Genomic DNA, 14779 nt, shown 5'->3' with positions numbered 1-14779 from the left:
GGACGGGGAAATAAGCCTATGGGTCAACGCTAAAGGGGGGCCGTCTGCGTTTGAGTTTGCATTCGTGGCCTAGTTTTTTGTTTTCCAAAACTTTGTTTTCCAAAACCGCCCCCAGCCCCAGCGCCGACCGAGCACTATCGCCCCAATCACCAACAGGCCAGCGGCACTGTGCATTTCAAAGGGGACGGCCTGGGTTTGGGCATCCCTTAAGTTAATGCGAGGGTCTTGACCTAGGTTGGCCGTGGTAAAAATCGCTCTAAAGTTGTCTACCCCAACATCAATGGCGATAATGCCGTCGTTAAAGTCGTTGTCGCTGCCTCGACCAGCGATATCTTCATAGCCCAGCAAAATCAGGGGTCTGGTCGCTTTGGGATCGGCGTAAGCTGTCCAGAAAACCGGACTGTTGGGATTGTAAGGGTCGGTAGGATTCAGGGTGTAGTCTGTGCTCAAAGGCGCTCTCCCGGAACTGACCGCACCATTGGGGGTGACCGCAAAGTTGAGCTGAGTTCCGGCCTGAATTTCGGAAAGCTGCACCCAGTCGCCGATCTGCAAAGGCGCATTGCGGCTGGGCAAAATGCTATTGGTGCCCGATAGGTTAGCAAATACGGTAACTTCGCCCGTGGTAGATCCAGCCGCCGTCATCGAAACCGGAGACTGATAGCCCGCCCCTTCATTAATAAAGGCAATGCGGGGAGCGTAGTTGTAGGGCAGATACAGATCGCTGCTGTCGATCAGCCAGAGATTGCTGTCTGCAAGGTTAATGGAAACCCGCTCCTGGGTACCTAAGTTGGAATATTTAGTGAGGTCAAACCAGGTAGAACCGGGTACGTAGCTTTGGACAGGGCCGACGGATAGAGTCATGGTTGGGTGATGGGGTGATGGGAGTAGCTGTAGGGTGGGCACCGCCCACCAGCCTTCATTTATGGCGATTTGAAGCCGCCCCTGGGGCTAAACATCCCTAAAACCTGCGCCTAAACTGGCACCGCTCCAGCCCGTGGTGAGCCAAAGCCAGGATCGCAGGACATCGCGGCAGATGCGGAGGGGCGATTCGGCGGGCTCCATGGAGGGGGCTATGACGGGGGTAAAGGCGATGCGGTGGCTACCGAGGATGACGGTGGCAATGGCGCGGGCGCGGGGCATGTGGTAATCGGAGGTGACTAGGTAGAGGTGATGCACGTGCTGCGACTTGAACGCTTTCACCAAGGTGGTGAAGTTGGTGACCGTATCAACGGCCTGGTAATCAAGGGTGACGCGATCACGGCTCACCCCCAGGGCGTCAAAAATCGGATAGGCCTGATCTGGCCCCAAGCCGGAGGATGACCACACCCGTAAGCTGGGGTGCAACCTGGCCCATCGGGCGGCAGTAGCTTCTCGATGAGGATGCCCACCCAAGACCAAAATGCCGTCGGGTGTGGGCCAGAGCGCCTGGGCCAAGGCCAGGTTGATCGGCCCATACAGGAGCAATACCCCCAGGCCGCCCAGCACGACTCGTCGCAGAAATGGCCGCCAGCGACGACTCCGAAGACTTCTCTGATGAGGGGTAGGGTGGCCGGATGCAAACATGCCAAATTTCCATAACAACAAACCAAGCCTGTCTCTACTGTGCCGGGGGCATGATTGCGATCCCATTTGCGCTTTGACCCCAACAACGCAAACCAGAACGCACACAGGCCGTGGTTAGGGTGCTCTTATCGGTTATGAGGGCATGTTTATGGCTTCTTCTTCGAGAGTGAATTCGTTTCGGGCCGATCCGCCGATCTACGAAGACTCCCCTATCCCTAATCCATCGGATACCGTCAGCCAGACCATCACAATGGGACATCTCCTGCGGCTGGTGAGGGTGGTGGGCTATGGCCTGCTGCTGTTGTCGTTGATCGATTTTCTGTATGTGCTGATTCCTGCCGACTTCATGGATCCGGTGTGGGAGTATCAGTTTGCGGGTGATTTAGTCAAACTGGTTCCGGTTCCCCTGTTGGCCCTGGTGCTGGTGTTTTGGGGCGATAACGTCGAACGGCAGGATATAGAATGGCCTATCCTCAAGTTTCTGTCCTGGTTAACGCTGATCTTCAGCATCACGTTGTTTCTGCTCATTCCCCTCACCGCCGCCAATACCCTGCGGATTCACCGCTTCAACAACGAGCAAATCAGTACCCAGGTGAATCAGCAGCGCCAGCAGATTGAATCGACCCGTACCCAACTCGAACAAGCGACCCCTCAACAGTTGCAAAGCCTGGTACCCACCCCCGATGCCCAGGGCCAACTGCCCAACGCCCCCGCCAGCCCTGAAGATGCCCGCGCCCAAATTTTGGACAACCTCAACCAAGCGAGAGAACAGGCAACCGCCCAGGCTAACCAGGCCCGTGCCAATGTGAAGCAAAACCTGATTAAAAACAGCCTGAAGCTGATTGCTGGAAGCTTCCTAGGCAGCTTTTTGTTCCTCTATGCCTGGCTGGTGAGTCGTTGGGCAAGGCGCGGCAAGGGCACCCTCAAGGCCAACGCCAGTGACCCCCAGATCAACCCCGCAACCGCCTTTGGCCACAGGGTAGGGCGCATGGTGGGGCGCAAACCCAAACGCATGAAGCACCGCATTCGGTAAGGCGATGATGACCGATCAGTCCTTCTCCCTCCTACGCATTCCCCTGTCTTCAAGAATCGCTCTCCTGGGCCTGGGCCTAGTGGGTTGGCATATTGCTTTAATCGTCGGGGTCACGGGCAATGCCGATCAGGTGGTGTTGAGCCTGTTGTTTTGGGGAGCCATCGTAGACCAAGGCCGTCAGGCTGGCCCGCTACGGTGGGCGCGATCTCCCCTCGCTCGGATATTGGGCCTTGCACTGCTAGCCCTCCTTTGCCTGAAGTCCTTACCGATCACCGCAACGGAATCGGCCTTTGTCAGGCTGTTTCCGTTGTTGGCCTTTGCGGGGTGGTCGCTGGTGGTACGCCAGGGGCAAAGCGGCCACGGCTGGAAGGTTTGGGCCTTAGTCGTCGCGCTTTCGGTGCCCCCCAGGACGTTGCCGCTCGTGTTAGAAACGGTTCTGGATAGGCCGCTCCGGGTGGCGACGGCGGCAGCAGCGGCCTTTGGCTTACATTTTTTGGGCTTCGATGTAGCGCAGCAGGGGACTTTCATCCAACTCCCTAGCGGCACCGTGGAGGTGGAGTTTGCCTGCACCGGGGCCGCCCTGCTGGGACTACTCCTACAGGTTTCAGTGCTGCTCGCCGTGGTGACAGCCTGGGCCAAGATAAGGGGGCTGATCCTGGGGTCGGTGGCGATTGCGGCCCTACTCAGCACCGTGCGCGTCGCCATTATGGCAGCGGTGGTGGGTAATGAAGCCCTCTTTCAGTTCTGGCATGGGTCGAGCGGGGGGCAACTGTTCACCCTCCTCGCCTTGGCCATCCTCAGCTACAGCGCCCTTGGCAAAGATGGACGATTGGCGACCCACAACAACGGGTAAAACGCCTTCACTGGCAATCAAAGGTCAGGAGACCTGCCCCCTACATTACCCCAATGCGGTAGGGGCGAGGTCTCCTCGCCCTGCCGGAGTTTGGACGAATTGGGAAACGGGGGCACGGGATGCGGATTCGGCACCCAACGCCCCCTCAGGGAACCGACAACCGCCCTTAAACCAGGGCCGCTTCAGCCAAGACGGCACCCACCTGCTGGTGGTAGAGCCGCTCGTACTGATCCACAATGGTCTCGGCGGAAAAATGGGCCTCGGCCCGCTGACGGCAGTGGTGCCGCTGGATGGATGGCAGTTGCCGGATCGCCTCCACGGCCTCGTCAACGGAGTTCACCAAAAAGCCATCCACCCCAGGGCGGACAATTGCGGGGAGCGATCCGCGTGGAGTAGAAATGACCGGAGTGCCGCAGGCCAAGGCTTCTGCAAACACAATACCGAAGGGTTCATCCCACTCGATGGGGACGATCATGGCGGCGGCTTGGCCCAAGAGTTCGTTTTTCTGCCGATCATCCACCGGGCCAACGTACTCAATGCCGTCTTGGCCGAGGTGGGGCGCAATCTGGGTTTGCCAGTAGGCCACGCCCTCTGGAGAATCGACCTGGTTGCCCGCAATAATCAGCCGACGGTTCGCCCCTTTGGCGGCGGCAATGGCGTTGTGTGCCCCCTTAATGGCCTCTAACCGACTGAGAAAGACCAGCGGTGCATCGGCCTCAACCTGGGGCTGAAAGGTGAATTTTTCCAGCGTCACGCAGTTGTGGATGGGGTACCAGGTGCCACCTGCGACTCGTCCCTGACGGCAGATGTGTTCGCTGCATCCGGTGAAGGTGAGGCTGTCCCCCGCCAGTTTTGCGGCCCAGCGCACGGTGCGTTCGGTGGGTTTGCGCTGGTAAGACATCACCTTGGGCAAATCCATCGCCAGCAGCGGCAACAAATACTGCAACCGCGAAAAGCTATGCAGCACCTCCGGCTGAAATTGCCGCACCGCCCCCAACAGCGTGGCCGTATTGCGCACCGTATCCCAGGCCGACTGAGAACTCAGCCCCGGCCAGGGATAGAAGGCATCCACGGCACAGGTGGAGTCGCGATGGGCCACCAAGCCCACCTCGTGGCCCCGTCGCCGCAAGCCCTCGATGAGCAAATCAATGATGCGTTCAATGCCCCCATAGAGGGTGGGGGGTACGGGCAATTCGGGGTCGGCGGTGAGAAGAATTTTCATGGCTGATTGGATAGAGATAGGTGAAAGCGCCTGTAATTCGGATTCTTGATTGCGCTGTAGGGTGGACACTGCCCACCATCTAGAACCTCAGACAGGGCCATTTCAGCGGCGGCTACCAGCGTTTGGCCTTCGAGTTCCCAACAAAACTGGGTTTCGGCGGCTTGGCGGGCGGCGGCTTGGGCGGCTCTCAGTTGGGCGGGATGGCAGACGAGGGCTTCGATGGCGGCGGCGAGGGCGGTGGCATCCTGAGCCTCCACAATCTGACCGATAGCCGGGAACCGCTGGAAGACCTCCCGCTGCCCTGCGGTGTCGGTGGCGATGACGGCTAACCCCGCCTGAAGGTACTGAAACAGCTTGTTGGTGATTGTCAGGTTGCGGCTGGGGGGGCTGGTTTGCTCTAGGGCGAGGCCGATGTCGTTTTCGGCAATGCGGGCGGGCAGTTCGTTGTTGGGTACGGTGGGATGAATATGAACCTGATTGGCCCAGCCGAGGGGGATGTGCTGGGCCAGCCAGCTCTGGTTTTGGGGAGAGCAGTGGCCCCGCAGATGTACCTCGACGCTTACCGTGAGCCGGGAGAGGGCGGCAAACAAAAGCTCTAGCCCTCGGCCTGGGCCAATGGTTTGAGAAAACCAGTGCAGCCGCACGGCTTCATCCGTTCTCCTAGCTGGGGGATTCTCTGGGGACTTCTCTGGAGATGGGTCTGAAGTCTGCGTTGGACACGTTGCTGAGGACGAGTTCTCTGAGGGGGGGGCCGACTTGGGGAAGACGTTGTAAACCACCGTCGGCGGTGTGACCTGATAATGGTTCGCCATTGCCGCCGCCATGGCCTGGGAGGTGGTTAGTCGATAGCGGCAGTGCTGCAACAGAAGGGCTTCTAGCTCGGCGATCCACTGGATGGGCCGCTGGTGATGGGCCGCAGGTAACAGATCTTGCGAAAACCAATCCTCAAAATCGACCCCCACGGCATAGCCCTGCTTTAGGAGTTGTTGGCCCACCCATAGCCCCGCCTCGGAGTGGACGATGGTGAGATCGGCGCGGTGGGCCTGGGCGACCTGAAGCAGGCGAGGGGCACCATAGCCCAGCAGGGCCGGATGGTGGAGGCCCAACCCCTGGTAGAGTTTTCGCGCCGTTTTGGCCTGAAGACGAACGCCGAAGCGGCTGGCTTGTCCGGGCCGAAAGTCTACAACCGGGTCAAAGGTCCAGGATTGGTGGGCCAACAGCGCCCGGTCTCGCTGGGCCAGGGTTTCGTCAAACCAGAGGCCCGCTACCCTCACCTCATGGCCTGCGGCGGCCAGGGCGGTGGCTTCCTTTTGGGGGCGGGGGGCGGTGCAGAGATGGCCACCAATTACAATCAGGATCCTTGCCATTGGGGCTGCTCCTCTTGCAGAGGGGGGGCGTCGGCATCGGCGGCGGGCAGCATCCGCCCTAGGGGTAGCCGACGGTAGCCCCACTGGTTGACAAAGAGCTGGGCATGGCGGGCCGCTTGCCACCCCACGATCCTGGCTGCCATCTGAAACAGGGGGCCACCCATGGGCTTTTCGGTGGCCCCGCCCCAACGGCGCACCTGCTTGGCAGCCAGGTTCCGCAGGGAGGGCACATCGGGGAACACTTCGTAAATGAAGCGCTGCATCAGGTTGGCGCAAACCTGGCGGGTGCGGGGGCTATCCTCAGCGGTGAGCAAGTATCGGCTCTGCAAAGACAACACCCGATATTGAGAGGCCCAGGCTTCCGGGGTCTTGCGGCCACTGAGGCTGACGGCATGGCCGGATCGGTAGTAGCTGCGGGCTTCTTGGCAAAACCGTACCCCCTGACTGGCGAGGATGACGCGGGCAAAGTATTCCCCATCGTCGTTCAGGGAAAGGGCCTCGTTCCAGGGGCCAGCGGCCTGAATGAGGGATCGAGGCACCAGCCAGGCGGCGGGGTGCATCATCCAATGGCCCGACCAGGCGCAGACCAGCCAATCCACGGGGGCCATGTCCTGCCAGAGGGGTTCGGGGGTGAAGGTGGCCTCCTGGGGCTGATTCCGAAACCTGGCCCAGGCCCCAGAAATTAGACCATCGGGATGATCCTGAATTAGGGCCATCTGCCGCTCGATTTTGTCCGGGGCCAGGAGGTCGTCGGCATCCAAAAACTGAATCACCTCTCCCTGGGCCGACTCCAAGGCTCGGTTGCGGGCGGCGGCGGCCCCCTGGTTTGCCTGGGCGATAATCCGCAGATTTGGCTGCTTAAACCGATGGGCGACGGTGAGGCTGTCATCGGTGGAGCCATCGTCCACCAGAATCACCTCCAGGTTGGGCCAGGTTTGGGCCAGGGCCGATTCCAGGGTCTCGGCCAGCCAGGGGGCGGCGTTGTGGCAGGGAATGAGAACAGAAACCAGCGGTTGCATAGGCCTGTAGAGTTAGACAGCGATTGTGACGTTCAGCCGTAACATGCTTCTCTGTGGGTTACCGACTAGCCATGGCCCTTCTCAAGGGTCTTAGGGAGGCTTTGGTGCTTTGTACGAGGGATCTCGCCAGAACTTGCAAATGCTCGATGGGCTGCATTTTGTAAGGCTCATAAATACAGCCAAAGCCCCTCCAAAACACGCGATAGCCTAAACGCCCATTCACCATTTTTTCCATTTCATAGAGCAGTTCCCTGGGCCGACCGTGAAAAATCCTCACATCGCGACAGAGCAGACCACCGGGATAGGGAGACAAGCTCCATTCATCCCCCAAAAAGGTAATTCTGAGCTGTTCCGTTTCATAGGCGGCATGGCGAAAGCTGCGCTGATCCCACTCTCGCCCCATGATCGATTCGTATTCCGAAAAATACTGCCGCCATTTCTCAAAGAAGTTCATCAAAGCAGGACTACGACGCATGGCGATGACATTCGTCATCGGTTCTCTAAAGGCTGGAGAAACACCGGGGAGATCGTAATGGAAGCCTCCTAGGGCTGGAGGAACACCAATATCAAAAACATCCAGGAGTTGAAACAGTTCGTCTAAGGGCGCAACAATGTAGGTATCGCTATCCAGAAAAACAAAACGGTCGTAGGGGCAGGCATCCATCGCTAATTTTGAGGCGACAGTGTTAGGCAGATGGTCTTGAATGATGACCTGATCAAAGACGGTATGATCCGTTGAGGCATTGGTGATCAGACATATCGGTTCTGGATGGAATCGGCGTAGGGATTCAGCCGATAGGGCCGCTTCGTCAACGTACTTTTTTCCGGTGGCAACGTAGACAAAACCCCGTGTTGGGCTGGCCTCACTGGTGGAGTAATGGATGGGTGTTGGCATGATGGGGTCTTCCATTTTGGCGCGAAAGAATGAATAGAATCTGGAGCTAAATTTGGCTAAATAGGTATTAGCAAACTATGGAATGATGTGTCGCCAGCCGTAGCGGAAATACCAGGGTTTGGATTCCGCTACATAGTGGTGCATCACCGATTGAGGATGCTGGGATTCTTGACGATCTGGCAACAGCAGGTAGTCGGATTGAGGGGCAATCGCGCATTCCTTTCCAGACAGATACAGACAGCTCAACCCCTGGGTCACGTTGTAGTGGGCACCTTCCTGTTCGAGAAAGGTCTGCAACCAGGCTTCAATCTGGTGCCAGTCCATGGCCTCACTCTGTAAGCCAAAAATGCCAATGTTCACTTTTTGCGGTAGTGGGCCTGGGGCCAGTTTTTGTAAAAGAGCTTCGGAGTAGCCGTAGGCGTTTTTCACATCCACCATGTAGCAAGGTTTTTGGGGATGGGCCAGCCAATCCAGCAAAAAATGGGGCGTCTGGAAGAACAGCATGTCGGAGTCGAGGAAAAGTTTCCATCCGGTTTCCCCGGCATGGAAGTCAATCAGTTTACGAATCAGGGGTTGTTTGAGGCGGTGAGATCGCAAACAGGGAAATGTTTCGGCGGGGAGCACCTGGTCTAAACGAGCCTCGACCCGATCCAGAGAAACAAGGTCTGCGTTGGGAAAGAGGCGCAGAATCTCAACCTTTTGTTCCGGCTGTAGCGACCCATCATCGTAGATGACCGGACGCAGGTTCACCGGGGAATGCCGCTGCATGGAGTAGGCGCAAAAGCAGGTCTGGTACCAATATTTGCTCCCGGTCATGAAATAGAGGTCGTAGGTGGGGCAGTCGGCCACCATGACCAACGGCTGGAGCTGGCTGACGGCGGCTTCCATCTGCTGCCTGCCGCGATAGCTCAGGTAACGGTTTAGGGGGCCGCGTTGCCAGGTGGTTTTAACAAACCCTCGCGGGGCGTAAACCAGCCTGTAGATCAGTTTGCCCAATCCCAGGTGGCGACCCAGGGTTTGTACAGGAGAAGAGGATGGTGAGAGCGTCATAGTAAAAGTCCGATGAGGGATCGAGCCAAACAGGGAATCACAACGACCAGCCGTAGGGTGGGCACTGCCCACCAGCCATAGCCGTAGGAGTAGGGTGGGCACTGCCCACCAGCCTTGATCCAGTGACATTGACAGGAAGACAGGCGAGGTCTACCCGTCCCAACCTCGCCCCCTAGGACAGTCGGGCTTGGCCCTCCAGCAGACCACAGGCTCCCTGCCAGCGAATGGCGGCAGCGGTTCCCGTCCAGGGTCGCAGGGCCAGATAGCTTTTCAACTGTCGTAGGGGCAACGTCCAGGCCGGAATTTTGGGCCAGGGGCGCAGGTCGTGGAGATCCAACACCTGCACCCAGGAACGGCAGGAGGCCCGATTCATCCGCCGCAGATAATCGGCCTCCAGGCGACGGGCGGCAATCAGGTGTAGCAGGCTGAGCTGGGGAAAGTAGCCCACGGCCCAGCCCTGTTCCAGCAGGGTCAACATCATGTCGTTGTCTTCGCCGGAGGTGAGGCTGGCCCCCGTGCGTCCTAGGGCCAGGTGCCGAGCATCGGTCTCTAACAGCCCCATGGGAATCTGAATTGCCTGAAACCACTCGGCGGGAGGCCGCTCGAACTCAGGCAGGCATTTACCGCCCATGGCCCCCACCTGGGGATAGCGATCCAGAAGGGCGATCACCTGCTCCAGATAGTCGAGCGACAGCACATTATCGTCATCCACAAACACCATGGTGGGGGTTTGGGTTTCGCGAAAGGCCCGCTGTCGGGCGGCGGTTAGCCCCAGGGTGGTTTCGACGACCATCCGCGCCTGGGGGTGCCAGTCTAGCGTCAGCCACGATTCCACAGGTTGATTGCTGGCGTTGTCGATCAGCAGTAGGTTCCAGGCGGTGGGGGCCAGGGTTTGCTGCTGAAGCGCGGCGATCACCCTGATGAGGTAATCCTGACGGGGGTTGTGGGTGCAGATGATGACGGTGAGGGGAGGCGACATGGGGAGAAGCCCTAAAAACCTTAGCTTCAGTGTGGGGTGGGAACGTTTGCGATCACGCCTGCGGGAATGTCTGTCTTGTGGCCCTGCCGTTGGGGATGGCGCTCTATGGCCTCGCGGTAGATTTGTTCCTGTAGTTGCCCAATCGTGGCTAGGTTGTAGCGGGTGAGGATGCGTTCACGGGCGGCGTGGCCAAGGCGCATACGCAGGGTAGGATCGTGCAACAACTCGCCCATCGCCGCCGCAATGGCCTGGGGGTTTTGGGGGTTGACCAACCGCCCTACAGCCCCGTGATCCAGCATTTCCACCATGCCCCCGGCGGTGCTGCCGACAATGCCACGGGCGGCGGCCATCGCCTCTAGGCACACCCCAGGAAAGTTTTCCCAGCGGCTCGGAAAGACGCAGATATCGGTTTCGGCCAGCAATGGGGGAATCGCGGTCAGGGGGACGGCCCCGGTAAATTCAAGCTGCCCCCGATGGCGATGGAGCCGCTGGAGAAGATACTGCTCCATATCTAAACCGGGCACCGGAGAAGGCCAAGCCGCACCGACAAAGCGAAACTGCGTCTTGGGATGATGGCGCAGAATTTGGGGGATGGCCACCGCCAGTTCTAACACCCCCTTACGCACCTCCAGACGACCGATAAAGGTGACTCGATTCGTCTGGGTGTCCACGGGAATATCCAGCAGATCCGGGGTTGGCAGGTAGGGGTTGGGCACCACGCGAATGCGGTCGGGGTCAAGCTGCCAGGTCTGTGTCAAGGCTTGGCCCAACGCCTGGGAGGGCGTGGTAATGAGATCGGCCTTGAGGGTTTGTGCCCGTTCTGGGTCGGTTTCTGGATCATAGTCGGGCCTCGACAACAGCGAGGGCACCTGCCCCCGTCGCAAGGCCCCCCCCACTCGCCGCATCTGCATTCCCACAGTGGGCGGCAGGTAATTCACCTGCCGAATTAAATAGGTGGGCGTGTGGAGTTTCACCACCAGGGGCACCTCCGGCACCAACGCCGTAATGCCCTGGGATTCGGCCCCAATTTCAGGACTTTCGACCACCTCAAACTGGGCCTCTCGATGGCGTTCCGCAAACACCGGGGCCACGGCGGCCACAAAGGCAGCCCGGTTTTGGCAACGTACGCGATGCACCAGAATGTTGTGCTCTAAAACGGCTCCTTGCCGATGGTTACTGCCCGTAAATACCTCCACCTGATGGCCTCGCTGCTGCATGAGCTGGGCGATTTGCAGGGTGTAGGTGGCAATGCCCCCAACGGCTGTATCGGGGGGATATTCGTAACTAACAAAGGCAATTTTCATGGGGTTGGCACCCGTCTGGGTGTCGTGAGAAATACCCTGACCGATGACATTTCTTAAGCTTGGGCCACCTGACCTAGATTGTCCGTTTCTAGGATGGTACGGGGGCTGGGGAGTTGTTTGAACTGAGCCCGCCAAGCTAAAATATTGTCTTTTGGTAAGGTGATCTGAGGGATAGGAGAGCCCTTAATCCATCGCGATAACCCTGCAAAGTCACCCCGTTCAAGGGTGGTTAAACCAGTATCTTTGGCAATTTCCCTGGCGCGATTGTCAATTTCGATCACTAAGGAACGTCGTCCAGACAGCAAACATTTAATCCCTCCATGGAGACGAGTCCCAATATAGTCAAACTGGCGGTCAGATCGTAGGAGAGACTGGAATGCCTCGAACGAGTGTTCAAGCAGTTCAAAATTATTAGGTAACCCTGCCATGAGCTGTCGGAGATAGGCTTGATCTTGCTCACCCTGAGGCCATGCAATGACCCGTTGATACTCACGACTTAAATGGTCGAGTAATTGTCGATCCGCTAAAGGATCTTTGGCATAGTCAGTGATCATAACCAGGGCTGTGTTGGCCCGTTGACAGGGAATCTGGCTCAGATCAAACTCCAGCAATGGCCACATGGTGGGACATCCCGTGTTGATAACGTTCTTAATTCCCGCCGCCTGGAGCTGCTTTAGGGTAAAACTATCCCTGACGGAATGCTGCCAACGTTTTGACAGCACCAACTGTAAAAAGCAACGGGTATAGATATTGGGGGCGTCTTGATACACCCGCCAACCCACCCCAAGCAGAACGGGCTTGGCCAGAAAGATTTGCTGCCGCAGAGACACTTTCCATTTTTTATGTTCATTCATGCGGGACTCTAGCAAATTGCTGCCCCCCACTAAAGCAAGCTGGCAGTGACGAGCCGCCGCAATATGGTCTGGTTTGGGAAAAATATGGGAGGGTAGCTTCAGAATTTCTGGGCTATTGAAGAGGGTGTTGATTTCTCGAACCACCGCTTCCTGAATGATCAGGTCTCCTAAGTTGGCACTGGGGTTTCCCTGGTGGTCGGCCAAGCCAGGGCTGTATAAACATGTTTTCATGGCTAATTTTTCTTTCGTTTGGATCTTCAGAAATGACACTAGGCAGGCATTAACCAGCGATGCGGAATGGCCAGATGACCGGGTTGAATGCCCGATAGTACAGGCCGACCCTGAATCTCGCCATCTTTCACATCAATCATGGCGGCGGCTTCTAGATAGTCTTCGAGTTCCTTGGCCTTGAAGATGGCCACATTCATCCGATAACGACCGGGCATCAGGGTTAAGGTGTCGCACTCACAAACGATTTGGTTGTGCAAATTATCTTTAATTTGGTCGGCTTGGCTGTGGATTGAGCTATTGAAATTCACCACGGCATTGCCATATTGGTCATACAAGGTGAAAATGCAGGAGACCCCTGCCGTCGGACGGTTCAGGGAAAAAATGAATCTCACGGGACGCCCAGTGGCCAGGGTGGAAGATTGATATTCGTCGGCAGTATAGGCTTCAATTTTCTGTAGCCTGATGTTTCCGATTCCCCTTCGATCTTGACGCTCAGCCAAATCTTGGGAAACAGCGGTTTCTAGGTTTGAGAGGTAGGTGCTGACCGCTTTTTGGGCCGAGTCATCCAGAACAACCTGACCCTTTTTTAGGACAATGCCGCGATTGCACAGAGCCTGAATCACCCCCATATTGTGACTAACAAATAGGACGGTGCGACCTTCTTTACCGACGGCTTCCATTTTGCCCAGGCATTTTTTTTGAAAGGCCGTATCTCCCACGGCAAGCACCTCATCGACAATCAAGATTTCCGGTTCTAAATGGGCCGCAACGGCAAACGCTAACCGCACATACATTCCCGAAGAATACCGCTTAACAGGGGTATCTAAGAACTTTTCCACCTCTGCAAAGGCAACAATTTCGTCAAACTTGCGATGAATTTCGACCTTCCCCATGCCCAAAATTGCACCGTTCAGGAAGATATTTTCTCGCCCCGACAATTCAGGATGGAATCCGGTGCCCACTTCTAGCAGACTGGCGACTCTACCTCGGAGGCCAATGCGTCCGGTGGTGGGTTCGGTAATGCGGCTGAGAATTTTTAGTAACGTCGATTTTCCTGCCCCGTTATGGCCAATAATGCCGAGGCGATCTCCCTGGTTAACCGAAAAGCTGACATCATTCAAGGCCCAAAAGCCGTCCTCCAAGGATGGGGCCACCCGTCGCCGCCGAGTGAGCCCCCGCCGCATGTGCCGCAACTGACTGGCCAGGGTATCCCGTAGGGACTGATACCTTTCGGGGCTGCGACCGAGTTTGTAGTATTTACCGAGACTTTCGGCGGTGATGATGGGGTGAGTCATTTTGGGGGGAGTGGGGAGTGGGGAGTGGGAAGTGGGGAGTGGGGAGTGGGGAGTGGGGAGTGGGGAGTGGGGAGTGGGGATCTGTAGGGTGGGCACTGCCCACCAGCTTTGAATCATGACCCTGGGAGAACCTCAAATCATGGCGCTGGGAGAGTCAAAATCCACGGCTAAATCACATCGGCAAAGGTGCGTTCGTAGGCCCGGAAGTACCGAATGCCGTACCAGAGGAAGAACACCACCAGGCCGACCGACACCAGGAAGCCCGGTAGGTAGAGCTGAGATTCGCCGCCGAGGATGGCCCAGCGGAAGCCGTCAATCACTCCGGCCATGGGGTTGAGGGAATAGAGCCAGCGCCACTGGGCCGGAACAACGGCACTACTGAAGCCGACCGGGGAAATATAGAGGCCAAACTGCAAAATGAAGGGCACCACGTAGCGGAAGTCGCGATATTTGACATTCAGGGTGGCAAGCAACAGCCCGACTCCCATGGCGGCGGCGAAGGCAATGGCAATGAAGAAGGGCAGGGTGATGATGCGCCAACTGGGCACAAAGTGATAGGCCACCATTAGCCCCAGCAGAATGAAGCCGGAGATGAAGAAATCCACCAGGCTGACAATGACGGCACTGGTGGGGATGACCAGGCGGGGAAAGTACACCTTTGAAATCAGGTTGGAGTTAGAAATTAGGCTATTGCTGCATTCCGATAGGGCATTGGCAAAGAACTGCCAGGGCAGCATTCCGGCAAACACCAGGATTGGGTAGGGCACCCCATCGGAGGGAAGCTGGGCAATTTTGCCAAACACCACGGTAAACACCACCATGGTTAAAAAGGGGCGAATCAAGGCCCAAATAATGCCGATGGCGGTTTGCTTGTAGCGCACCAAAATATCGCGCCAGGCCAGAAAGTAAAACAGCTCCCGGTAGCGCCAGAGATCTCGCCAGTACTGGCGCTGGGCGCGTCCGGCGGTGATCACAAGTTCGGCGGATGGGTAGGGCATAGCAAGGGCCTTGAGAGGACTCTGTTCCTACGGTGGCGGGGGCATGATTGCGATCACGTCTACGCTCCCGTCCATCTTCAAAAACCCTGACTCCTCAGCAAAATTGCCTACGCAGA

General features: G+C 57.5%; 14 protein-coding genes. 2 read left to right on the top strand and 12 right to left on the bottom strand.

Translation table 11 applies throughout. From position 1 onward, the window contains the following. Nucleotides 1-69: 69 nt before the first annotated feature. Complete coding sequence (locus tag H6G62_RS12415) at nt 70-861, bottom strand: DUF4114 domain-containing protein (protein WP_190495540.1); 792 nt, start codon at nt 859-861, stop codon at nt 70-72. Between the two features lie 87 nt (nt 862-948). Next, nucleotides 949-1563, bottom strand: a complete 615-nt coding sequence (locus tag H6G62_RS12410; RefSeq protein ID WP_190495538.1) for a YdcF family protein — start codon at nt 1561-1563, stop codon at nt 949-951. A gap of 148 nt (nt 1564-1711) precedes the next feature. On the opposite strand from H6G62_RS12410, the gene H6G62_RS12405 reads away from it, so the two are divergent. Beyond that, complete coding sequence (locus H6G62_RS12405) at nt 1712-2596, top strand: HpsJ family protein (protein ID WP_190495536.1); 885 nt, start codon at nt 1712-1714, stop codon at nt 2594-2596. Between the two features lie 4 nt (nt 2597-2600). Further along, the gene (locus tag H6G62_RS12400) at nt 2601-3449 is read left to right on the top strand and encodes an archaeosortase/exosortase family protein (protein ID WP_190495534.1); all 849 of its coding nucleotides are present in this window, start codon (nt 2601-2603) and stop codon (nt 3447-3449) included. 166 nt (nt 3450-3615) lie between these two features. Here the strand turns inward: H6G62_RS12400 and H6G62_RS12395 are convergent, their stop codons facing one another. The 10 genes from H6G62_RS12395 to H6G62_RS12350 form a co-directional block, all read right to left on the bottom strand. After that, nucleotides 3616-4671, bottom strand: coding sequence for a glycosyltransferase (locus tag H6G62_RS12395; protein WP_190495532.1), 1056 nt, complete (start codon nt 4669-4671; stop codon nt 3616-3618). Then, nucleotides 4668-6038, bottom strand: coding sequence for a glycosyltransferase (locus H6G62_RS12390; protein WP_190495530.1), 1371 nt, complete (start codon nt 6036-6038; stop codon nt 4668-4670). Before H6G62_RS12390 ends, H6G62_RS12395 begins: the two co-directional genes overlap by 4 nt. Next, on the bottom strand, nt 6023-7057 hold the full coding sequence (locus H6G62_RS12385) for a glycosyltransferase family A protein (protein WP_190495528.1): 1035 nt from the start codon (nt 7055-7057) through the stop codon (nt 6023-6025). Before H6G62_RS12385 ends, H6G62_RS12390 begins: the two co-directional genes overlap by 16 nt. A 58-nt stretch (nt 7058-7115) precedes the next feature. Then, nucleotides 7116-7952, bottom strand: coding sequence for a hypothetical protein (locus H6G62_RS12380; protein WP_190495526.1), 837 nt, complete (start codon nt 7950-7952; stop codon nt 7116-7118). Between the two features lie 75 nt (nt 7953-8027). Continuing rightward, nucleotides 8028-9002, bottom strand: coding sequence for a glycosyl transferase (locus H6G62_RS12375; protein WP_190495525.1), 975 nt, complete (start codon nt 9000-9002; stop codon nt 8028-8030). Between the two features lie 172 nt (nt 9003-9174). Continuing rightward, the gene (locus H6G62_RS12370; RefSeq protein WP_190495523.1) at nt 9175-9981 is read right to left on the bottom strand and encodes a glycosyltransferase; all 807 of its coding nucleotides are present in this window, start codon (nt 9979-9981) and stop codon (nt 9175-9177) included. A gap of 26 nt (nt 9982-10007) precedes the next feature. Next, nucleotides 10008-11285: a glycosyltransferase family 4 protein gene (locus tag H6G62_RS12365; protein ID WP_190495521.1), complete on the bottom strand. Its 1278-nt coding sequence runs from the start codon at nt 11283-11285 to the stop codon at nt 10008-10010. Between the two features lie 53 nt (nt 11286-11338). Then, nucleotides 11339-12370, bottom strand: coding sequence for a polysaccharide pyruvyl transferase family protein (locus tag H6G62_RS12360; RefSeq protein WP_190495519.1), 1032 nt, complete (start codon nt 12368-12370; stop codon nt 11339-11341). A 38-nt stretch (nt 12371-12408) separates the two neighbouring features. Beyond that, a complete protein-coding gene (locus tag H6G62_RS12355; protein WP_242051961.1) occupies nt 12409-13782 on the bottom strand; it encodes an ABC transporter ATP-binding protein in 1374 nt (457 codons plus the stop codon). A gap of 50 nt (nt 13783-13832) precedes the next feature. After that, complete coding sequence (locus H6G62_RS12350) at nt 13833-14663, bottom strand: ABC transporter permease (protein ID WP_190495517.1); 831 nt, start codon at nt 14661-14663, stop codon at nt 13833-13835. Between the last annotated feature and the right edge of the window lie 116 nt (nt 14664-14779).

Origin of the sequence: Phormidium sp. FACHB-1136 (genome assembly GCF_014697375.1) — a bacterium.
Taxonomy (GTDB): Bacteria; Cyanobacteriota; Cyanobacteriia; order Phormidesmidales; family Phormidesmidaceae; genus Nodosilinea.
This window is presented reverse-complemented; position numbering and strand designations above follow the sequence as displayed.

Bases quoted from the DNA above. Each gene is read 5' to 3' on its own strand.
- H6G62_RS12415 (WP_190495540.1), bottom strand. From the start codon at position 861: ATGACTCTATCCGTCGGCCCTGTCCAAAGCTACGTACCCGGTTCTACC.
- H6G62_RS12410 (WP_190495538.1), bottom strand. From the start codon at position 1,563: ATGTTTGCATCCGGCCACCCTACCCCTCATCAGAGAAGTCTTCGGAGT.
- H6G62_RS12405 (WP_190495536.1), top strand. From the start codon at position 1,712: ATGGCTTCTTCTTCGAGAGTGAATTCGTTTCGGGCCGATCCGCCGATC.
- H6G62_RS12400 (WP_190495534.1), top strand. From the start codon at position 2,601: ATGATGACCGATCAGTCCTTCTCCCTCCTACGCATTCCCCTGTCTTCA.
- H6G62_RS12395 (WP_190495532.1), bottom strand. From the start codon at position 4,671: ATGAAAATTCTTCTCACCGCCGACCCCGAATTGCCCGTACCCCCCACC.
- H6G62_RS12390 (WP_190495530.1), bottom strand. From the start codon at position 6,038: ATGGCAAGGATCCTGATTGTAATTGGTGGCCATCTCTGCACCGCCCCC.
- H6G62_RS12385 (WP_190495528.1), bottom strand. From the start codon at position 7,057: ATGCAACCGCTGGTTTCTGTTCTCATTCCCTGCCACAACGCCGCCCCC.
- H6G62_RS12380 (WP_190495526.1), bottom strand. From the start codon at position 7,952: ATGCCAACACCCATCCATTACTCCACCAGTGAGGCCAGCCCAACACGG.
- H6G62_RS12375 (WP_190495525.1), bottom strand. From the start codon at position 9,002: ATGACGCTCTCACCATCCTCTTCTCCTGTACAAACCCTGGGTCGCCAC.
- H6G62_RS12370 (WP_190495523.1), bottom strand. From the start codon at position 9,981: ATGTCGCCTCCCCTCACCGTCATCATCTGCACCCACAACCCCCGTCAG.
- H6G62_RS12365 (WP_190495521.1), bottom strand. From the start codon at position 11,285: ATGAAAATTGCCTTTGTTAGTTACGAATATCCCCCCGATACAGCCGTT.
- H6G62_RS12360 (WP_190495519.1), bottom strand. From the start codon at position 12,370: ATGAAAACATGTTTATACAGCCCTGGCTTGGCCGACCACCAGGGAAAC.
- H6G62_RS12355 (WP_242051961.1), bottom strand. From the start codon at position 13,782: ATGATTCAAAGCTGGTGGGCAGTGCCCACCCTACAGATCCCCACTCCC.
- H6G62_RS12350 (WP_190495517.1), bottom strand. From the start codon at position 14,663: ATGCCCTACCCATCCGCCGAACTTGTGATCACCGCCGGACGCGCCCAG.